Genomic DNA, 20,462 nt, shown 5'->3' with positions numbered 1-20,462 from the left:
TATTCCTCACAGGCCTGCGTGGGCGGCGATGGCGGCGGCGATGGCCAGGGCCAGCTCTTCGGGTTTGCGCTTGATCGAGTAGTTGGTCAGTTCAGGGTGGCTTTCAACGAAGCTGGTGTTGAACTGGCCGCTACGGAATTCCGGGTTACGCAGGATTTCCTGGTAGTACGCGGCGGTGGTCTTGACCCCTTGCAGACGCATGTCGTCGAGGGCGCGCAAGCCACGGTCCATCGCCTCTTCCCAAGTCAACGCCCAGACCACCAGTTTCAGGCACATGGAGTCGTAGTACGGCGGAATGGTGTAGCCGGTGTAGATCGCCGTGTCGGTGCGCACGCCGGGGCCGCCGGGCGCGTAATAACGGGTGATCTTGCCAAAGCTCGGCAGGAAGTTGTTTTTCGGGTCTTCGGCGTTGATCCGGAATTGCAGCGCGAAACCGCGGTGCTGGATGTCTTCCTGTTTCACCGAAAGCGGCAAGCCGGACGCGATGCGGATCTGCTCACGCACAATGTCGATGCCGGTGATTTCTTCGGTGATGGTGTGTTCCACCTGCACCCGGGTGTTCATCTCCATGAAGTACACCTCGCCCTCGGCGAGCAAGAACTCCACGGTGCCGGCGTTCTCGTAACCCACGGCCTTGGCCGCACGCACCGACAGGTCGCCGATGTAGGCGCGCTGTTCCGGGGTCAGTTGCGGGCTCGGGGCAATTTCGATGAGCTTCTGGTTACGGCGCTGGATCGAGCAGTCACGCTCGAACAGGTGCACCACGTTGCCAAAGCTGTCACCGAGGATCTGCGCTTCGATGTGTTTCGGATTGACGATGCATTTTTCCAGGAACACTTCCGCGGAACCGAAGGCCTTGGTGGCTTCGGAAATCACCCGTGGGAAGGCTTGTTCGAGTTCTTCGCGGCTGTTGCAGCGACGAATACCACGGCCGCCGCCACCGGAAGTGGCCTTGAGCATCACCGGGTAACCGATGCGCTCGCCTTCGGTCAGGGCCTCTTCGATACCCGACACGTTGCCTTCGGTGCCCGGGGTGACTGGCACGCCTGCCTTGATCATGCTGCGGCGAGCTTCGGTCTTGTCGCCCATGCGGCGAATCACTTCAGCCGATGGACCAATGAATTTGATGCCACGTTCAGCGCAGATGTCTGCCAGCTCGGCGTTTTCCGAGAGGAAGCCGTAACCGGGGTGCAGCGCATCGCAACCGGTTTCCACGGCCAGGTTCACCAGCTTGCGCGGGTTCAGGTAGCCGGCCAGTGGCTCGGCACCGATGCTGTGGGCCTCGTCCGCGCGTTTCACATGCAAGGCATGGCGGTCGGCGTCGGAATAGATCGCGACCGAGCGAATGCCCATCTCGGCGCAGGCACGCACGATTCGTACGGCAATCTCACCACGGTTGGCGATCAGGATCTTTTTTATCACTTGGAGGTTCCCTTGAGCCGGTGGTACCCACGACCTGTTAGACCAGGTCGACGCGTGACCAAATGTTTCAATTCAGTCGCAGCCCCACACTAGCCCCCACAAGGGATTAACAAAAATGAATAATTATTGGGTCAGGCATAAGCAAAGACTTATAGTTGACTCATCAGCCTGCGGCCAGAGTCTTTAGAAAATGCGTAAGTCCTTGATGCGTATGACATTGCGTCAATTACAGATCTTCAATGAGGTCTGTGATTTGAGGTCCTACAGCCGCGCGGCTGATGAAATGTCGCTCACACAACCTGCCGTGAGCCTGCAGATTCGTCAACTTGAGGAGCTGATTGGTCAACCTTTGTTCGATTACGTCGGCAAAAAGCTCTACATGACCGAGGCAGCTGAAGCCCTTCAGCGCGCCAGCCGGGACATTTTCGGACGCCTGGAAAACCTCGACATGCAGCTTTCGGACATGCAGGGATCGCTGCAAGGTCAGCTGAAACTGGCGGTCGAATCCAGCGCCAAGTATTTCGTGCCGCATCTGTTTGCCGCGTTCAAACGCCAGCATCCGGAAGTGAACCTGCACCTGACCGTAGTTAACCGCGGGCAAGTGATTCGACGCCTTTCGGACAACCGCGATGATTTGGTGATCATGTCGATGGTGCCGCAAGACATGGGGCTGGAGTTTTTGCCGTTTCTCAACAATCCAATCGTCGCCGTGGCGCCGCCGGATCACCCGCTGTCCCATATGGGGCCACTGCGCTTGCAGGATCTTGAGCCCTACACACTGCTACTGCGCGAACCGGGCTCCGGTACGCGGCTGGCTTGCGAGGAGTATTTCAAGGAAAAGCGCGTGCACTTCACGCAGACCCAGGAGGTGGCGTCGGCCGAAGCCCAGCGTGAATGCGTACTGGCGGGTCTGGGCCTGGCGCTATTGACGCGCCACGCCCTGAACCTCGAGTTGGCGACCGGCGCACTCATAGAGCTGCCGGTCGAAGAGCTGCCGTTGTACCGCAGCTGGTGCCTGGTGCAGGCCAAGGCGAAACGGCTGTCACCGGTGGCGCACGCGTTCCTTGCGTTTATTCGCAGCGAGCGGGTGCAGATCAGCGCGCTGGTTGAGCGTTTCGACGGGAAGTTGCCGGTGCGGCCTGCCAGTAGTTGAGCTCCAGATCGCCAGGAAAATCGCCGATCTCGGCCAGCAGCTGGCGGCGTTCGCAGCGATCTTCGATAGCGCGGCGAAATTCCATGCGGCGCTGGTCTTCCTGCTGACGACGGGTTCTGACGGCGCTGTTGCGTTCTTCGTAGGGCTGGGCCATTTCGAGTCTCCCAAGGCGATTACGGGAGTTTCAAGATAGGCGCGAGGGATGACGGTTTGGCGGCGGGCGGGTTACAGGGATGTGAATTTTCGGTGCTTTCCAGGACGCTTTCGCGAGCAGGCTCGCTCCCACAGGAGAACGCAGTTAAATGTGGGAGCGACGGTGCGGCGATCCGACCTGCTCGCGATAAGGTCGGAACGACCTTCCAGCCATTTCAGATCAAGCTCAATCGTCCAGCGCTTTTACCGATTTGGGCGACAGCCGCAAGCTGCGAAGGCTGCGCTTGACGCTCTTGAGGTGATTGACCAGGCTCGGCCCGCGCGCCATGGCCACGCCCATGGCCAACACGTCGATTACCACCAGGTGGGCGATACGCGAGGTCAGCGGCGTATAGATCTCAGTGTCTTCGTGCACATCGATCGCCAGGTTGACGGTCGACAGCTCCGCCAGCGGCGTCTGGCTCGGGCACAAGGTGATCAGCGAAGCGCCGCTTTCGCGCACCAGATTGGCGGTAATCAACAAATCTTTGGAACGCCCGGACTGGGAAATACAGATCGCCACGTCGGTCGGTTTCAACGTGACCGCCGACATCGCCTGCATGTGCGGGTCGGAATACGCCGCCGCCGTCAGCAACAAACGGAAGAACTTGTGCTGGGCATCGGCCGCCACTGCACCCGAAGCACCAAAGCCATAAAACTCGACCCGCTGGGCCTGAGACATGAGCGACACAGCCCGCTGCAACTCGACCGGATCGAGCTTCTCGCGAACTTCCATCAGAGTGTGCAAGGTAGTGTCGAAGATTTTCAGGCTGTAGTCAGCGACCGAATCGTCTTCATGAATTGCGAACTGCCCGAAGCTCGCGCCGGCAGCAAGACTCTGCGCCAGCTTCAGTTTCAAATCCTGGAAACCGGAGCAACCGATGGCGCGGCAGAAGCGCACGATGGTCGGTTCGCTGATGCCCACGTTGTGGGCCAGGTCGGCCATGGAGCTGTGCATCACCGCCGCAGGATCAAGCAGCACGTGGTCGGCGACCTTGAGCTCCGACTTGCGTAAGAGATGGCGTGACTGGGCGATGTGTTGCAGCAGATTCAAAGGGCTGGACTCTTTGTTATGGGCAGGTGCCGGGGATGTAGCGCGCTTGTAGTTATACTACATGAATCGGCTTTTTGCCCGCTCAATGCGTAACTCGATGTCCCCATTTCACGCCACATGCACTCCATGTAGCCCCTACAAGGGTTTTGCGTCCGCACGCAACAGCTCGGCCAGGCCATCGGCCTCGACCGGGCGACTGATCAAATAGCCCTGCACTTCATCGCAGTGCTCGGTTTTCAAAAACTCAAGCTGCTCCGGCCGCTCCACCCCTTCAGCCACTACTTTCAACGACAAGCCGTGCGCCATGGCAATGATCGCCCGGGTGATCGCCGCATCCTCGCTGCCCTCCCCCAGACCGCGGATAAACGCCTGATCGATCTTCACGTAATCCACCGGGATGCGCTTGAGGTAGCTCAGGGACGAATACCCGGTGCCAAAGTCATCTATCGCCAACTTAACCCCCAAATCCCGCAATTGCTGGAAGGTCGCGATGATGTGCTCGACGCTGTCGAGCAACTGACTCTCGGTGAGTTCCAGCTCGAGGTAGTGCGGCGCCAGGCCGGTTTCTTCCAGCACCTGACGGACAAGGCTGACCAGTTTGCCCTGGCGCAGTTGATGCACCGACAGATTGACCGACACCCGAATCGGCGCAAGCCCCTGACGCTGCCACTCACAGGCTTGCCAGCAGGCCTGACGCAACACGAACTCGCCGATCGGACCGATCAACCCCGTCTCCTCGGCCAGGCCGATGAAGTCCCCCGGCGGCACGCGTCCCATGGTCGGGTGATCCCAGCGCACCAGCGCCTCGGCGGCATTCAGCCGGCCCGTGGCGAGGCACAGTTTCGGTTGGTAAAACACCTTCAACTGCTTCTCTTCGATGGCTTTACGCAGCTGATTTTCCAGCTGCAAGCGCTCCAACGTACTGGTTTGCAGGCTGTCGGTGTAGAACTGGAAGTTATTTCCGCCCAGGTGCTTGGCGTGCTGCATGGCCATATTCGACTGACTGACCAGCGCGGAGATTTCTCGCGCGTTGTCCGGCAACAGGCTGATGCCCATGGACGCGCTGACCACCAATTCATGGCCGTCGACAGTGATCGGCAAACGCAGCTTGGTCGACAGTCGGGTCGCCACCCGCGCCAGACTCGACAGATTGCCGTAGGCATTGAACAACACGGCAAATTCATCGCCGGATAAGCGAGCGATGGTGTCCGCCTCAGGCAACGCATTGATCAGCCGCCGGGCCATTTTCTGCAAGAGTTGGTCGGCGATTTCATGGCCAAGGCTGTCGTTGAGCAGCTTGAAACGATCCAGATTGATATGCAGCAACGCCAGGTTGCGGTGGCCGCCCTGGCGCACCCGCTGATGGGCCTCGCTTAGCCGTTCGCGGAACAGAGAACGGTTAGCCAGACCCGTCAATTCGTCGTAATGAGTCAGGTAACGCATGCGTTCTTCGGATTCGCGGCGAGCTGATAGATCGGCGAAGAAGCCCACGATATGACTCACATTTCCCCGAGCATCGCGCACAGCGTTGAGTTGCAACCATTGCGGATACAACTCGCCATTCTTGCGGGTTTCTACCAGCTCGCCCTGCCAACTGCCGTGCTGCTCCAGCGCTTGATGAATCGCCGCGTAGTGCCGGCGCGCATCGCGACTGCATGGCAAATCGACGACGTTGCGTCCGATCATGTCTTCAATGTCGTAGCCGGTGACTCGGCTGAAGGCCTGATTGACCGCGATCAGCGCGTAATTCGGATCGAAAATCACAATGCCTTCGCTGGCGGCCTCGAACACCGTCGCGGCCAATTGCCGCTGCTCTTCCAGACCTTTGCTGACGCTGATGTCGCGACGGGTGCCGACCATGCGGATCACTCGGCCATTTTCGCCACGCTCAACGGCTCGTCCTCGGTCCTCGATCCAGACCCAATGGCCGTCGCCGTGGCGCACGCGGTACTCGATTTGGTAATCCTCGCTGCGGCCCTTCAAATGCTCGACCAGCGCGCGCTTCAGTGACGGCAAGTCATCAGGGTGCAGGCGAGGCTTGAGGTGGCGGAGCATCGCCGTCACGAATTCCGGCTCCAGGCCAAACAGCTCCTGAAGCTGAGTGTGATGGACTTCGTCGGTTTGCAGGTTCCAGTCCCACAAGCCCAACTCACTGGCCTTCAACGCCAGCGCCAGACGCGCTTCACTCTTGCTCAGGGCCTGGTTGGCGGCGTCCAGCTCCAGGCTGCGCTGGGCGACGCGGCTTTCCAGCTCGATCTGAATTTGCCGCAGTTCGTCTTCGGCACGACGGCGCTGGTCGATTTCCTTGGCCAGCTTGTTATTAAGCTGGTCGCTGCAACTTTGGGCCTGCTGCAAGTGCTCGATCAATGCCTGATTCTGGAAGCGCCGCAACAGCCCGCTATCGATGAGCCGATTGACCTGCCAGGCGACCACACTCAGCGCGCCCAGTAAAATCAGCCCGAACCAGCCCCATCCCTGACCTTGTTCATCGCCGCCCCAGAACAGATAGCCGATGGCCGGCAACAAACAGGGCAAGGTAAAGGACAGGAACCCCGGCAGGCTGACCGCGTAGGCAACGCTGGCCGAAAGGGCCGCTGCGCCGATCAGGCCGAACACCCAGGCTTGCTGCATGAAATTGTCAGCGGGTACCAGGGCAATGCCGGCGCCGGCCAGGGTCAGGCCGGTCATGGCCGACCCCAGCAAAAACATACGGCGCCAGATCGGATGGGCCTGACGGTTGGGTATCGCCGAATCGAAGGCCGCGACTTGAATCACCCGCAACGCCACCAGCGACAACAGCCACACCAGCCAGACGCTGACCAGGAAGTAGCGCTGCGGACTCCAAAGCAAGCCAGCGCAGACCAGACCATTGATCAACATGAATAACGTGGGCAGCAACGAGCCCTGATAAAGCAGACGCGTGCGTTCGACCGCCATTTCCATGGCGTACTGTTTGCGGATAACCCGGGGCTCCACAACGGGGCCCGACAGGTCGGTGCTGAGGGTCATAGGCAATGTTCTTGTTCTTATAATGATGAGCATGAGCCCGAAACGTCGACGGAGCATACACAAGCAAGGGCCCGGACCAAACTGCCCCAGATCACAAAATCGACAAAAACTGCACCCCTCCTTACCCGCTGAAAAGGCTTGGAGCGAGCCCCGCCAACGCCTGCAGCCAGTGACCGACCGGTCGTCATCCGTGCTTCTTTCATCGGCTAATGCAAAGCTCGGTTTGCCCGGTGTGACGGCGCACCCTAGAATGCTCCGATGCGCGATGATCTCTCCCTTCTGCTGAACTCCCTCAACGATGCCCAACGCCAGGCCGTAGCTGCCTCCGTGGGTCGTCAGTTGGTCCTGGCCGGTGCTGGTTCCGGTAAAACCCGAGTGCTGGTGCACCGTATCGCCTGGTTGATCCAGGTCGAAAACGCCTCGCCCCACTCGATCCTGTCGGTGACCTTCACCAATAAGGCCGCTGCCGAGATGCGTCATCGCATCGAGCAGCTGATGGGTATCAACCCGGCCGGCATGTGGGTCGGCACCTTCCACGGCCTGGCGCACCGCTTGTTGCGGGCGCACTGGCAGGAAGCCGGCCTGAGCCAGACTTTCCAGATTCTCGACAGCGACGACCAGCAACGGCTGGTCAAGCGGGTGATCCGCGAGCTGGGTCTGGATGAACAACGCTGGCCGGCCCGTCAGGCCCAATGGTTCATCAACGGGCAGAAAGACGAAGGTCTGCGTCCACAGCACATTCAAGCCAGCGGCGACCTGTTCCTGGCCACCATGCGCAGCATTTATGAAGCCTATGAGGCCGCGTGCCTGCGCGCCGGCGTGATCGACTTCTCCGAACTGCTGCTGCGCGCCCTCGATCTGTGGCGCGATCATCCGGGTCTGCTGGCGCACTATCAAAAGCGCTTCCGGCACATTCTGGTGGACGAGTTCCAGGACACCAACGCCGTGCAGTACGCCTGGTTGCGTTTGCTGGCCAAGGGCGGCGACAGCTTGATGGTGGTCGGCGACGACGACCAGTCGATTTACGGCTGGCGTGGCGCGAAAATCGAGAACATCTATCAGTACTCCGACGACTTCCCGGACGCCGAAACCATTCGTCTGGAGCAGAACTACCGCTCCACCGCCGGGATCCTCAAGGCCGCCAACGCCCTGATCGCCAACAACACCGGACGCATGGGCAAAGAGCTGTGGACCGATGGCGGTGAAGGCGAAGCGATCAACCTGTACGCCGCGTTCAACGAACACGATGAAGCACGCTACGTGGTGGAAACCATCGAAGGTGCGCTGAAAACCGGCTTGGCCCGCAGCGACATCGCGATTTTGTACCGCTCCAACGCCCAATCGCGCGTTTTGGAAGAAGCCTTGCTGCGCGAGCGCATTCCGTACCGCATCTATGGCGGTCAGCGCTTCTTCGAACGGGCAGAAATCAAGAACGCCATGGCTTACCTGCGTTTGCTCGAAGGCCGCGGCAACGATGCAGCGCTGGAGCGAGTGATTAACGTTCCGGCCCGGGGTATCGGCGAGAAAACCGTCGAAGCGATTCGCGACCATGCCCGTCACAGCGATGTGTCGATGTGGGAAGCCATGCGTCTGCTGGTTGCCAATAAAGGCCTGACCGGCCGCGCCGCCGGCGCGCTCGGGGCGTTTATCGAGCTGATCGAGAACCTCGCCGCCAAGTGCATGGAAATGCCGCTGCACCTGATGACCCAGACCGTCATCGAGCAGTCGGGGCTGATCGCCTACCACGAAGCGGAAAAAGGCGAAAAAGGCCAGGCCCGGGTAGAAAACCTTGAGGAATTGGTCAGCGCTGCACGCAACTTTGAAAACGCAGAAGAAGACGAAGACCTGACGCCACTGTCAGCGTTCCTCGGCCATGCGTCGCTGGAAGCCGGCGACACTCAGGCCGACGAGCACGAAGACAGCATTCAGTTGATGACCCTGCACAGCGCCAAAGGCCTGGAATTCCCTTACGTGTTCCTGGTGGGCATGGAAGAAGGCCTGTTCCCGCACAAGATGAGCCTCGAAGAACCTGGCCGCCTTGAAGAGGAACGCCGTCTGGCCTACGTCGGCATCACCCGGGCCATGCAGAACCTGGTGATGACCTATGCTGAAACCCGACGCCTGTACGGTAGTGAAACCTACAACAAGGTGTCGCGTTTCGTACGTGAAGTACCGAAAGGCCTGATCCAGGAAGTGCGGCTGTCCAATAGCATCAGCCGTCCGTTCGGCGGCGGCCAGCAGCAGAGCTCCAGCAGCCTGTTCGGCGGCAGCGAAATTCCGGATACGGGTTTCAGCCTCGGCCAAGCGGTACGGCATTCGGTGTTCGGCGATGGCGTGATTCTGAATTTCGAAGGTGCCGGTGCACAGGCCCGGGTGCAGGTGAACTTCGGTGAAGGCAGCAAGTGGCTGATGCTCGGTTACGCGAAGCTGGAAGCTATTTAGTTCTGATCGTTCCCACGCTCTGCGTGGGAATGCATCCCGTGACGCTCCGCGTCACAATGGACGCAGAGCGACCATGGCGGCGTTACCACGCAGAGCGTGGGAACGATCTACGCAGAGGAATATGCATGGGCTCAGGCTTCTTTTCTTCCTGGACATTCTGGGCCCTGTTGTCGGCGGCATTCGCGGCCATGACCGCCATCTTCGCCAAGATCGGCATCGAAAACGTCAATTCTGACTTCGCCACTCTCCTGCGCACTGTCGTGGTATTGGTCAGCCTGGCCTTGATTTTGTACACCACGGACCAATATCAGTCATTAGGATCGATCTCCGCCAAGAGCTACCTGTTCCTGCTGCTGTCGGGACTGGCGACTGGTGCGTCATGGATTTGCTACTTCCGTGCACTGAAACTCGGCCCTGCCTCTCTGGTCGCTCCAGTAGACAAACTCAGCGTGGTGCTGGTGGCGGTGCTCGGCGTTATCCTGCTGGGTGAAAAACTCGACCTGCGCCAATGGGGCGGAATCGGCCTGATTACGGCCGGTGTAGTCATGCTGGCGCTGCGACGCTAGGCACCCTTCCTACAGAACTTATCCACTCGTCCTACAGACCAAAGTTAACAGGCCTTATTGCGCTGACTGAAGCTGAACGCAACCTGTCAGGCAAAAGCCCGAAACACTCTGCCGCTAGCCAGTAACACTTCAGCTGTGCAACATGGCGCGCGTGCCATCCACAAATGGGAATTCCCTTTATGAAACGTTTTCTTAGCATCGCCATGGCGTTGTGCATCGGCCTGACGATGAGCCTCGACGCCAACGCCAAGCGCTTTGGTGGCGGCAAAAGCGTCGGTTCCGCGCCGACCCACCAGACCAGCCAAATGGCTCCTTCTTCTGCTGCAGGTGGCGCTGCAGCCACTGCCGGTGCGGCCGGAGCCGCGGGCGCTGCCGCCAAGGCCGGTGGTGCTTCGCGCTGGCTCGGCCCTCTGGCCGGTATCGCGGCTGGCGGCCTGCTGGCCTCCATGTTCATGGGCGGCGGCTTCCAGGGCATGCAGATCTTCGACATCCTGATCATGGCCGTCATCGCCTTCCTGGTCTTCCGCTTCATCGCCGCTCGTCGTCGCAAGCAACAGGAGCATCTGGCTCCAGCTGGCGCGCCGATGCAGCGTGAAGTGTTCGAACACAAGCCAGCAGGCGGTTCGATCTTCGGCGGCTCGGCAGCACCGGCTGCCGCTCGTCCGGTGATCAATGCTCCGGCCTGGTTCAATGAAAACAACTTTATTGAAGCAGCCCGCAACCACTTCCAGTCCCTGCAACAGCACTGGGACGCCAACGAAATGGACAAGATCGCCGAGTTCGTGACCCCGCAGATGCTGGAGTTCCTCAAGCGCGAACGTGCCGACCTGGGCGACGGTTTCCAGTCCACCTACATTGATAACCTCAATGTACAACTGGACGGCGTGGATGATCGCGCCGACAAGACCATCGCCACCCTGACCTTCAGCGGTGTGTCGAAGACCTCGCGCTTTGACCAGGGCGAAGTGTTCAGCGAAAGCTGGAACATGGAACGTCCGCAGGGCGAAAACCAGCCTTGGCTGGTCGCCGGTATCCGCCAGAACGGCTGATCACTTCTGCGTTAAGCATGCTGTAATAAAAACCCCAGCCTCGGCTGGGGTTTTCTATTTCGCGGTTGCATCTATAGCGAGCTACTGTATAAACCGCCCCAACTAAACCGCGCCATCAAGCAAGAGGATCCCGGACGTGGAAGAAATCATCGAACAACTGCGTGAAGCCAACGAACCGGTACCGGTCCCCTTGGAGTTGCCCGACGAAGATCAATTGGTGGAAATCGAAGAACAGCTGTTCATCGACATTCCGTTTGTCTTCAGAGAATTTTTGCTGACCGTCAGCGACGTCGTCTACGGCAGCCTGGAGCCGGTGACCGTTACCGACCCGCAATCCCACACCTACCTGCCGGACGTTGCCGCCAACGCCTGGGATGCGGGTGTTGATCGCAGCATGATTCCGATCTGCCAGGACGGTGACAACTACTACCTGGTCGAAGAAGACGGCACCGTGGTGCTGTGGCTGGCCGAAGAAGAGCTGATCGCCGAAGAAACCTGGGAATCGGTGTGGCACTGGGCGCGGGACGTCTGGCTGGAAAGCTGATCCACCTGACGCCCCGCGTGGTCAATGCCCGGACGAATCCTTGTGGTTGTCCAGGGTTTCCAGCAAGGCCACCTGCATGCGCGTGTGAACGCGGATGAACCAGCGCCAGAGCAGCGCCGCTACAGCGGCCGCGACGACGACGATCAGCACCAGCAACTTGTTGGTCGGCAGAATACTGGCCGACAAGGCTGCCAGCAGCAGGAAAATCACCAGCAGCGAGAGGATCGGGATCACTTCGGCGATCACCCGGCGCACTCGCTGCGTGTGGCGGCCGGCCATCTCCGGCTTCACGCCCATCTCCGCCAACAGCATCGAGAGCGCCTTGAGCTTGCGATAGGCGGCGATCAGGAACGGTAGCGACAACAGCAACGCCCCACCCCAGATCAACGCTTTCTGCCAGCTCGGATCGCTGATCCAGTCTTGCAAGTAAGCAGACATGTGTTCGGCAAAGAAGGCGCCTGAAAAGAAGATCGCAATCACCAGTGCCAGATTGACCCCCACTTGCAACAGAATCCGCCGAATCATCGATGCCAGCAGCGCGCCCTCGCCCTGAGGCTGGATGCTGCGCAGCCATTCGCCGTACATCCCCAATACCCTGCCCAGTCGCTGCGGCATCACCGCGGCAAGCTTGATCGACAGCGGATCAGCCGCGCGGATCAGGTAGGGCGTCAGCAACGTGGTGATCACCGAGACGGCAACGGCGACCGGGTAAAGGAAGTTGCTGGTGACCTGCAGCGTCATGCCCAGCGCGGCGATGATGAAAGAGAATTCGCCAATCTGCGAAAGCCCCATCCCGACTCGAAGTGAGGTGCGTCCATCATTGCCAGCGATAAAGGCGCCCAGGCCGCAAGACAACATCTTGCCCAGCACCACGGCCACGGTGATCACCGCAATCGGCCACGCGTATTGCAGCAGGATCATCGGATCGAGCATCAACCCGATGGCAACAAAGAAGATCGCGCTGAACAGGTCGCGAACCGGTTCGATCAAGCGCTCGATCTTCAGCAATTGGCGGGATTCAGCCATGATCGCGCCAATCAGGAAGGCGCCGAGCACCATGCTGTACTCAAGTTTGACCACCAGCAAACAGAAGCCGAAACACAGACCCAACACCGTGATCAGCAGCATTTCATTGCTGTCGAACTTCGCCACGTAGGCCAGCAATCGCGGCACCAGCAGGATGCCAATGACCAGTGCGACGATCATGAACAGCGAGAGCTTGCCGACCGTGGAAAACACTTCGCCGGAACTGACCGTGCCGCTGACCGCGATGCTCGATAGCAAAGCGATGATGCCGATGCCAAGGATATCCTCGACGATCAGCACGCCGAAGATCAGCTGCGCAAAACGTTCGTTCTTCATCTTCAGGTCATTGAGCGCCTTGACGATGATGGTGGTCGAGGAAATCGCCAGGATCGCGCCGAGGAACAGCGAGTCCATGGTGTTCCAGTCGAACCAGCGGCCGATCTCGTAGCCGATCCAGATCATCAGCACGATTTCCAGAAACGCCGCAATGAACGCCGTGGCGCCGACCTTGAACAGCTTGCGCAGGCTGAATTCCAGGCCCAGGCAGAACATCAGGAAAATCACCCCGAGTTCGGCGAGGGTCTTGATGGATTGTTCATCGTGAATCAGGCTGAACGGCGGGGTGTGCGGGCCGATGATGAACCCGGCGACGATGTAGCCAAGCACCACCGGTTGTTTGAAGCGATGAAACAGCACGGTCACCACACCCGCGATCAACATGATCACTGCCAGGTCCTGAATAAAACTGATGGCGTGCATGGTGTGGGGCTCCTTGGGTGAGATTGCTCAATCCAGACGTGGGAAAGGTCTGATAGAGCAGAGTAAAAATCCGCGTTCCGAGTAGGAATTGCCCTTGAGACGGGCTTTTGAAGGGTAACACCGCGACTTCCGGCAGAAAGACGGTGCAATATATGGAAACAGATCGATCCGAGCGTGACGGCAGCCACTCGCCCGGCGTCCCGATAACTGTTGGTTTGAAAAAGCTGACGAGGCACCCGCAGAGGTGCCGCCCTCCTGAAATTCTGCCTTGAACCGTGAGAACGCTATGGAACCCGGAAACGCACAACTGTCGATGACGGTATTGATGACCCCCGACATGGCCAACTTCTCTGGCAATGTCCACGGCGGTACCTTGCTCAAATACCTCGACGAAGTGGCCTACGCCTGCGCCAGCCGTTATGCCGGCCGTTACGTGGTGACCCTATCGGTGGACCAGGTGATTTTCCGCGAGCCGATTCATGTCGGCGAACTGGTGACCTTTCTGGCCTCGGTCAATTACACCGGCAACACCTCCATGGAGGTGGGCATCAAGGTGGTGACCGAGAACATCCGTGAGCGCTCGGTGCGCCACACCAACAGCTGCTTCTTCACCATGGTCGCGGTGGATGACGACCGCAAACCGGCTGCTGTCCCGCCACTGCAACCGCAGAACAGCGAAGACAAGCGCCGTTTCATGCAGGCCCAGCAACGTCGGCAGATTCGTCAGGAACTGGAAAAGCGCTATCAGGACATCAAGGGCGACGCCTGATAGGGCAAAGACTGCAGCCTCTGCAGAGGCTGCGATTTTTTTCTGCCCGCGACGCTGTTACAAGCTGATCGCCGTCGCTTCGAACCGCACCCGTGGATGGGCAATCCGGTCCTGGGCCCGCACCAATTCCAGCTCATAGCTGGCGCAGGCCTGGGTTTCCAACAGCACTTCATGCACCGCCGACGCTGCAAATTCGAAAGCCGCCACCAGGCTATCGCCCAACAGCACGCGCGCCAGAAACAGCCCGGATGTCAGATCGCCAACGCCCACTGGCTGACGCGGAAATGCCAGCATTGGACGACGCAGGTGCCAACTACCTTCGGCCGTCACCAGCAGCATCTCGAAAACATCCGCCGGCTTACCGGGATAGTCCAGATGCTTGACCAGCACAGCCTTCGGACCGCGCGCCAACAGCGCTCGCGCCATGGCCAGGCAATCGAACAACGATTGCGGCCTGCGCCCCAAAAAACTGTCCAGTTCCAGCTGGTTCGGGCACATGAAGTCCGCCACCGCAGCCGCTTCCTCCAGCAGGAAATCGCTGACTTCCGCGGGCACGCTGCAACCCTTCTCCGGGTGGCCCATCACCGGGTCACACAGATACAGCGCCTTGGGATTCATCGACTTGATCAGCGCAACACCCGTCAGGATCGCCCGGCCCTGGGCCGCACTGCCGAGATACCCGGACAACACGGCGTCGCAGTTGCCCAGCTCGCCAATCGCCGCGATGCCTTCGACCAGCTCGGGAATCTGATGCGGCGCCAGCACTTCACCGGCCCACTGGCCATACTGGGTGTGGTTGGAGAATTGCACGGTATTGAGCGGCCAGACATTCACCCCGACCCGCTGCATCGGGAAAACCGCGGCGCTGTTGCCAGCGTGGCCGTACACCACGTGGGACTGGATGGCGAGCAGATGGGGTGTACGTTTCATGCGGTGAGTTTTCCGTAAAACGATTGAAATTCAAGCCGCGCAGTATGCGACTAAACGCAGCCTGTACGACAGACCGGCCACGCAGTTAAGCTGACACTATCTTGTTGGAGCAACTAGTTAATGCTGACTCTAGGAAATATCTTCGTCCTGATGCTGCTTGCCACCGGTGGCGCGTGGTTGTGGCACAACCATGGCCTGCGCGAGCGTGCACTGGAGCGGGTCACGCAGCATTGCGCAAAGCTTGGAATCGAGCTGCTGGACGGCAACGTAGCATTGAAAAAGATCGCGTTCATCAAAGATGCCAACGACCGACGGCGTCTCGCTCGAGTGTATAACTTCGAATTCACCGTGACCGGTGAAACCCGTCACAACGGCACCATCACCCAGTTCGGCGCCCACAGTGCGCAGATTGAGCTGGCGCCCTACCCGATTCCGTTCGACGACACGCCTGCGGTGGCCGATGTCGTGAAGCCGCGCGCTGAGGTGATCGAGCTGAGCCAGTGGCGGCAAGAACACACTAAATGGCGTCCTTGATTTAAGTCGGGCGCAATCGGCAGTCGGCTAGATCTCTTTGCAATGATTCAATATCCTGCGGTTCACTGAAAATCAGCTCCATTCGCGAGTCACGCCGCCATTCGCTGGGCTGCCAGTCCAGTACCGAGTTTTCCAGTGCATTCGCCGAAACCCAACCGTCGACGCTGTGGATAACCAGCTTCGCCCGCCGCCAGACAAGGCTTTCAAGCCACTGGCCAACGCGCGCCGAATCGAATGTCTGACTCGGATGCCAACGCCAGCCGACGCTCCAGCCGCCCTCCTGTTCCTGACTCAAGCAAATTGGAAGCGTAGCATCGGTCCAGATAGCCGGCAGTTGTGCCAACCCTTTGGGCGCGATGAAGTTATCCACACCCGCTACAGCCTGAATCCCAAGCCCTGGTAACTCACTCAATGGCAACGCGGCTTGCTGCGTCCAGTACAGCGGACGTGCTGGCAACTGTGCGGCGATTCGCTGACGATCAGCGTCGTCGATATTTTCGGCTTTATTCATCAACAACAACCCGGCGCTCTTGAGCGCTTCCTGTTGCGCCACCGGCAGCGGTTTGCCGGCAGCAAGTGCCTGGGCGTCCAGCACCAGCACGCAGGGTTGAACAGCCAACACGCCTTGCCACGGCGCCTCACTCAATTGCCTGAGCAATTGCGCCGGATGCCCCAGCCCGGAGGGCTCGATGAACAGCCGATCCGGCCGCGCCTTGCGCAGCAAACGTCCGAGGCCGATTTGAAACGGCGCACCATTCACGCAACACAAACAGCCCCCGGCCACTTCACCCAGTGCGATACCATCGGCGTCCCGGGTCAGCAACGCAGCGTCGAGGCCGATCTGGCCGAACTCGTTGATCAGCACCGCCCAACGCTCATTCGCCGGCCGCTGCGTTAGCAAGTGCTTGATCAGGCTGGTCTTGCCGGCACCCAATGGGCCAGCAATGACGTGAGTGGGAATGTTCTGCAACATGGTCGAAAGTTTCTGAGGAGGTAAGGATGCGATTGATGGGATTGTCGTTGCTTCTGGCGCTCACTTCAGGTGAGGCGCTGGCGCAGGCATGCGTGGTACATAGCACGGCTGCGCGACTCGACGTCAAAGTCTGCCAGCAGAACCGCAACATCCCGCAAAAGCTGTTCGCCGATGGTTTCTGCCAGCCGAATCTTCCTGGTCAAAAAGTCGAGGTGCAGTACGTCGACCAATGCCCCGCCGGCGCATTCGGCGTGTGCAGCAACGCCCAAGTCGCCAATATGCCTTACCGGCAGGATATTCACTATTACGGCGTAGCCACGGATGCGGCGTATTTGAAGCCGTTTTGCGAAGCCCAGAGCCAGGGAACCTGGCTCAAGCCTTGAAGTGCTAGCCTAGCCAGTCGAGCGTCAGAATCAACCGCCGCTCGCCGGACGCAAGCTGTGGCGACCGGTGAATAAGGCCGAAGCCTTCGTTGCCGTGCCATTTCTCGCCTTTGAGCAGCGCGACGTCGCCGCTGGCGATCTGCTCGATCAGCGGACCGTCCTGAGGCTCGGCCTCTGGCTTGCTCAATTGACGGCGATCCATCACGCCTTCTTTCAACCACTGACTGCCAATCCCGGCGTAGGTGGTAATCAACCGCACCGGCACATGATCGACGTGGAAACGCGGGCACATGGCCTTGTCCAGGACCCGCAGGCGCAGGCCGATACGCTTGGCACCCAGCAAACAGGCGAAAGCACTGACCAACCAGGAGACGTCGGCGACGAAACCTTCGTAACCTTCGAGATCGCTGAAACCTGCGGCCAATCCGTGAAGATTGGGCTCAGTGTCATCGCTGGGCAGGTCCAGAACCAGCGACTCGGCCAACGGCTCGTTCAGGGACAGCAGCAAACTCCCGAAATCAAAGAGGTGTGCCGGCAGTTGGCGCTGCCAAACGGCGAGGTTTACGCCGTCATCCAGTATTCGGGTTAGCGCTTGCGGCGTCTCACCTTGAACCTGATGAATGATCGGCCGTAGTGTCAAGCGGGGTGCCAACATCAGGCTGCCACCTCTTCATGCCACGGGCCGAAGGGATCTGGCAGTAATCGCCAGCCCTCGACACCCAACGCCATTTCATCGTCGGTCAGCAGGCAATTGTCGAGTTCGGTGGTGAGTTGCGCGAAGTCGATGTTCTGGCCAATGAACACCAGTTCCTGACGGCAATCGCCGGTGGCTGCGGTCCAGTTTTCCATGATCCCGGCCGTGCTTTCTTCGTCCTGCGGCCACTGCGGTTTCGGCACGAAACGCCACCAGCGTCCGGCGAAACCATGGCGCATCAAACCGCCGGCCTGGGACCAGCTACCGGCGTCCATGTGTTTGCTGGCCAGCCAGAAAAACCCTTTGGAGCGCAGCAGTTTGCCGTTCACCCACGGGCGATCGATAAAACTGAAAAAGCGCTGAGGATGAAACGGCCGGCGTGCTCGGTAGGCCGTCGAAGCGATGCCGTATTCGTCGGTTTCGGGCACATGTTCGCCACGTAATTCCTGTAACCAGCCCGGCGCCTGAGCGGCCTTGTCGAAGTCGAAACGACCGGTATTCAGGATCTTCTCCAAGGGAATTTTGCCCATGACCATCGGGATGATTTCTGCCTGGGCATTAAGCCGCTCAAGGATCGCGATCAACTCCTGGCGTTCACTGCTGCTGATCAAGTCGATCTTGCTGATCAGAATCACGTCGGCAAATTCGATCTGCTCAATTAACAGGTCAGTGATCGAGCGTTCGTCCTCCTCACCCAGCGTTTCGCCACGAGAGGCGAGGCTTTCGGCGGCCTGATAGTCGAGCAGGAAATTCATGCCATCAACTACCGTGACCATGGTGTCGAGCCGGGCGATGTCCGCCAGGCACTGCTCTTCTTCATCCCGGAAGGTGAAGGTTTCCGCCACGGGCAGCGGCTCGGAAATGCCAGTGGATTCGATCAACAAATAATCAAAGCGACCTTCCTTGGCGAGTTTGCTCACCTCTTCCAGCAAGTCTTCGCGCAAGGTGCAGCAGATGCAGCCATTGCTCATCTCCACCAGTTTTTCTTGCGCACGATTCAGGGTGACATTGCGCTGGACGTCGCTGCCATCGATGTTGATTTCGCTCATATCATTGACGATCACGGCAACGCGCAGATTGTCGCGATTGCGCAGCACGTAGTTGAGCAGCGTGCTTTTGCCAGCGCCGAGAAAGCCTGACAGGACGGTCACGGGGAGACGATTGGGCATCAGGTATTCCTCACAGGGGATGCCCGGTCGCAGTGTCGGGCTTAACTTGATGTTATAGTATAACGATGCAATTGAGCCACTCTCCTCTTGCCTACGACGATAAAGGGCACGATGCTGAAGCCCGTCCGCTCCGTGAGAAACCCCATGCGTATTGCCCTGAAAATAACGCTGATGAGCTTTTCGCTGCTAGTCGCCGTCGACGCCTGGGCGCAAATCCCGAGCCTGGCCAAATGCACCCGAAGCGCCAACCTGCTGGCCTGCGTGGATGGCGACGGCAACGCCTATAGCGTCAACACCGTCGGTAGTACGATCTATTTGCGGGGCTTCGAAGCGGCCGGAAAACGCCACTGGGCGCAGACCAACAGTCGTTACGGACTACTCACTTTTTTCACTGGGCTCGCTTCCGATGGCGAGGCCTGGGTCGGCTACAACCGTCGCGTCGGCTGGACCACCATCAATCGGTTTTCCAGCTCTGGTGGCAGCAGCGGCAAGTTCACTTGTAGCCGAATTGCAGGGTGTTAGGCCTGGGACTTTTTCTGCTCCTGCAGCCAAGCGATGTAAGTGTTTACCGGCGGATTTTTCTGGAAGTAGCGCTGTAATCCTTCGAACAAGCCATCGGCTACGGCCTGCTGGTGGCGCGCGGTGACCAGTCGCTGACTGTCGCGAGCGTTGGAGATAAAGCCGGTTTCCACCAGGATCGACGGCACATCCGGCGACTTCAGCACCGCAAATCCCGCTTGTTCCACGCGCTTCTGATGCAGTGTGGTGATGCCCGCCAAGCTGCCAAGCACCGTGCTGCCCAACTGCAAACTGGCGGCGATGGTCGCGTTCATCGACATGTCGAGAATCACCCCGGCGAGCATCGGGTCCTTGTCTTTGAGATTGAGCAAGCTGGTGGCGCCCAACAGGTCCGCGCCGTTCTCCCGTTGCGCCATGAAGCGCGCCGTGGCGGAAGTCGCGCCACCTTCAGACAAGCAATACACAGAGGCGCCTGACGCGGTAAGACGCGGCGCCGCGTCCGCGTGCACCGAGATGAACATGTCGGCGTTGTGCTTGCGGGCAATCTCCACGCGTTTCCGCAGCGGGACGAAGAAGTCGTCGTTGCGCACCAGTTTCACGTCGAAGCCCTTCTCGCGCTTCAGCCGCTTGGCCAACAACTGGGCGATGGACAGCACCACGTCTTTCTCACGCTCACCTTTGGCGCCGACCGCGCCGGGGTCTTTGCCACCGTGACCAGGGTCGACCACCACGATGATGTCGCGCTTGGGGTGAGCCTTGTCGATGACCGCCGCGGGAACAGCCGCCATTTGTATCGGCGCAGCAGTCTTCAGATCGAGTACCAGTCGATGACCCTGACCGTCCTGTGGCGGCAACAAAAAACTGGCGAGCTGCACCGGGCCGCTGAGGTCGAGGACGATTCGTGTATCGCCAACGCCAAATTGTCCGGAGCGGATAGAGCGAATCACAGTGTTGCTGAGCACCAACTGACTGAAATCGCCACTGAGGTTGGCGCCACTCAGATCGATGATCAGCCGTTCGGGAGTGCTCAGGGAAAACGTCTTGTATTGCACCGGGCCGCTCAGATCGAACACCAATCGCAGCTTGTCATCCGAACGCCAGAGCCGCGCATTGCGAATCTGTGTGGCCGAGACGCCAAACGGTAAAGCGAAGGCCGCGCTGGCCAGGATCAGGTTGAGCAGGTGACGTCTGTGCATGATGAAAGCCCGTTCATAAAAAAGGCATGGTTGATTTTAATGTAATAACATAACATATGAAATCGACTCCCACGATGGA

The 20,462-nt window shown here is 59.4% G+C and carries 19 protein-coding genes; 9 read left to right on the top strand and 10 right to left on the bottom strand.

Translation table 11 applies throughout. The features are described 5' to 3' along the window. Window positions 1-6: 6 nt before the first annotated feature. Entirely contained in the window at window positions 7-1,422 is a 1,416-nt protein-coding gene (locus ACYZT5_RS24845; protein WP_462047828.1) for an acetyl-CoA carboxylase biotin carboxylase subunit, read from the bottom strand. A gap of 190 nt (window positions 1,423-1,612) precedes the next feature. On the opposite strand from ACYZT5_RS24845, the gene ACYZT5_RS24840 reads away from it, so the two are divergent. Continuing rightward, on the top strand, window positions 1,613-2,575 hold the full coding sequence (locus tag ACYZT5_RS24840; protein ID WP_462047827.1) for a LysR family transcriptional regulator: 963 nt from the start codon (window positions 1,613-1,615) through the stop codon (window positions 2,573-2,575). On the opposite strand, the gene ACYZT5_RS24835 is transcribed toward ACYZT5_RS24840, so the two are convergent. The 3 genes from ACYZT5_RS24835 to ACYZT5_RS24825 form a co-directional block, all read right to left on the bottom strand. Beyond that, window positions 2,517-2,729, bottom strand: coding sequence for a PA3496 family putative envelope integrity protein (locus tag ACYZT5_RS24835; protein ID WP_462047826.1), 213 nt, complete (start codon window positions 2,727-2,729; stop codon window positions 2,517-2,519). The genes ACYZT5_RS24840 and ACYZT5_RS24835 overlap by 59 nt on opposite strands. Before the next feature lie 225 nt (window positions 2,730-2,954). After that, complete coding sequence (hexR, locus tag ACYZT5_RS24830; RefSeq protein WP_008156648.1) at window positions 2,955-3,821, bottom strand: transcriptional regulator HexR; 867 nt, start codon at window positions 3,819-3,821, stop codon at window positions 2,955-2,957. Window positions 3,822-3,956: 135 nt separating this feature from the next. Next, the gene (locus ACYZT5_RS24825; protein WP_462047825.1) at window positions 3,957-6,830 is read right to left on the bottom strand and encodes an EAL domain-containing protein; all 2,874 of its coding nucleotides are present in this window, start codon (window positions 6,828-6,830) and stop codon (window positions 3,957-3,959) included. A gap of 258 nt (window positions 6,831-7,088) precedes the next feature. Between ACYZT5_RS24825 and uvrD the strand changes: the two genes are divergently transcribed. The 4 genes from uvrD (at window position 7,089) to ACYZT5_RS24805 (ending at window position 11,431) form a co-directional block, all read left to right on the top strand. Next, window positions 7,089-9,272, top strand: a complete 2,184-nt coding sequence (gene uvrD / locus ACYZT5_RS24820) for a DNA helicase II (RefSeq protein WP_462047824.1) — start codon at window positions 7,089-7,091, stop codon at window positions 9,270-9,272. A 125-nt stretch (window positions 9,273-9,397) separates the two neighbouring features. After that, window positions 9,398-9,838, top strand: a complete 441-nt coding sequence (locus tag ACYZT5_RS24815; protein WP_462047823.1) for an EamA family transporter — start codon at window positions 9,398-9,400, stop codon at window positions 9,836-9,838. A gap of 179 nt (window positions 9,839-10,017) precedes the next feature. After that, a complete protein-coding gene (locus tag ACYZT5_RS24810; RefSeq protein ID WP_462047822.1) occupies window positions 10,018-10,887 on the top strand; it encodes a Tim44 domain-containing protein in 870 nt (289 codons plus the stop codon). A gap of 136 nt (window positions 10,888-11,023) precedes the next feature. Next, the gene (locus tag ACYZT5_RS24805) at window positions 11,024-11,431 is read left to right on the top strand and encodes an SMI1/KNR4 family protein (RefSeq protein ID WP_008156656.1); all 408 of its coding nucleotides are present in this window, start codon (window positions 11,024-11,026) and stop codon (window positions 11,429-11,431) included. Between the two features lie 21 nt (window positions 11,432-11,452). Here ACYZT5_RS24805 and ACYZT5_RS24800 read toward each other — a convergent pair whose 3' ends face one another. Beyond that, on the bottom strand, window positions 11,453-13,216 hold the full coding sequence (locus ACYZT5_RS24800) for a cation:proton antiporter (protein WP_462047821.1): 1,764 nt from the start codon (window positions 13,214-13,216) through the stop codon (window positions 11,453-11,455). Between the two features lie 286 nt (window positions 13,217-13,502). Between ACYZT5_RS24800 and ACYZT5_RS24795 the strand changes: the two genes are divergently transcribed. Beyond that, the gene (locus ACYZT5_RS24795; protein WP_074872148.1) at window positions 13,503-13,985 is read left to right on the top strand and encodes an acyl-CoA thioesterase; all 483 of its coding nucleotides are present in this window, start codon (window positions 13,503-13,505) and stop codon (window positions 13,983-13,985) included. Between the two features lie 57 nt (window positions 13,986-14,042). Here the strand turns inward: ACYZT5_RS24795 and pdxY are convergent, their stop codons facing one another. Beyond that, on the bottom strand, window positions 14,043-14,915 hold the full coding sequence (pdxY, locus tag ACYZT5_RS24790; protein WP_462047820.1) for a pyridoxal kinase PdxY: 873 nt from the start codon (window positions 14,913-14,915) through the stop codon (window positions 14,043-14,045). Window positions 14,916-15,035: 120 nt separating this feature from the next. Between pdxY and ACYZT5_RS24785 the strand changes: the two genes are divergently transcribed. Then, the gene (locus ACYZT5_RS24785; protein ID WP_462047819.1) at window positions 15,036-15,449 is read left to right on the top strand and encodes a DUF3301 domain-containing protein; all 414 of its coding nucleotides are present in this window, start codon (window positions 15,036-15,038) and stop codon (window positions 15,447-15,449) included. A 1-nt stretch (window position 15,450) separates the two neighbouring features. Here ACYZT5_RS24785 and ACYZT5_RS24780 read toward each other — a convergent pair whose 3' ends face one another. Further along, a complete protein-coding gene (locus tag ACYZT5_RS24780) occupies window positions 15,451-16,422 on the bottom strand; it encodes a CobW family GTP-binding protein (RefSeq protein WP_462047818.1) in 972 nt (323 codons plus the stop codon). Window positions 16,423-16,448: 26 nt separating this feature from the next. Between ACYZT5_RS24780 and ACYZT5_RS24775 the strand changes: the two genes are divergently transcribed. Then, window positions 16,449-16,805, top strand: coding sequence for an NADH:ubiquinone oxidoreductase (locus ACYZT5_RS24775; protein ID WP_462047817.1), 357 nt, complete (start codon window positions 16,449-16,451; stop codon window positions 16,803-16,805). Window positions 16,806-16,809: 4 nt separating this feature from the next. Here ACYZT5_RS24775 and ACYZT5_RS24770 read toward each other — a convergent pair whose 3' ends face one another. Together ACYZT5_RS24770 and zigA are read right to left on the bottom strand one after the other, a co-directional pair. Next, window positions 16,810-17,460 carry a DUF1826 domain-containing protein gene (locus ACYZT5_RS24770; RefSeq protein WP_462047816.1) on the bottom strand — a complete coding sequence of 217 codons (651 nt, stop codon included), beginning with the start codon at window positions 17,458-17,460 and terminating at the stop codon, window positions 16,810-16,812. Continuing rightward, window positions 17,460-18,668 (bottom strand): zinc metallochaperone GTPase ZigA, encoded by a 1,209-nt coding sequence (gene zigA, locus ACYZT5_RS24765; protein WP_462047815.1) that lies wholly within the window; start codon window positions 18,666-18,668, stop codon window positions 17,460-17,462. The genes ACYZT5_RS24770 and zigA overlap by 1 nt, the downstream gene beginning before the upstream one ends. A gap of 144 nt (window positions 18,669-18,812) precedes the next feature. Here zigA and ACYZT5_RS24760 point away from each other — a divergent pair, with 144 nt between their 5' ends. Continuing rightward, window positions 18,813-19,190 (top strand): glutamine synthetase, encoded by a 378-nt coding sequence (locus tag ACYZT5_RS24760; RefSeq protein ID WP_462047814.1) that lies wholly within the window; start codon window positions 18,813-18,815, stop codon window positions 19,188-19,190. On the opposite strand, the gene ACYZT5_RS24755 is transcribed toward ACYZT5_RS24760, so the two are convergent. Then, entirely contained in the window at window positions 19,187-20,383 is a 1,197-nt protein-coding gene (locus ACYZT5_RS24755) for an N-acetylmuramoyl-L-alanine amidase (RefSeq protein ID WP_462047813.1), read from the bottom strand. The genes ACYZT5_RS24760 and ACYZT5_RS24755 overlap by 4 nt on opposite strands. Window positions 20,384-20,462: the final 79 nt, after the last annotated feature.

This window comes from Pseudomonas sp. LB3P14, from assembly GCF_054898045.1.
Note: the sequence above shows the minus strand (reverse complement) of the source record. Positions and strands in the feature narration are given on the sequence as shown.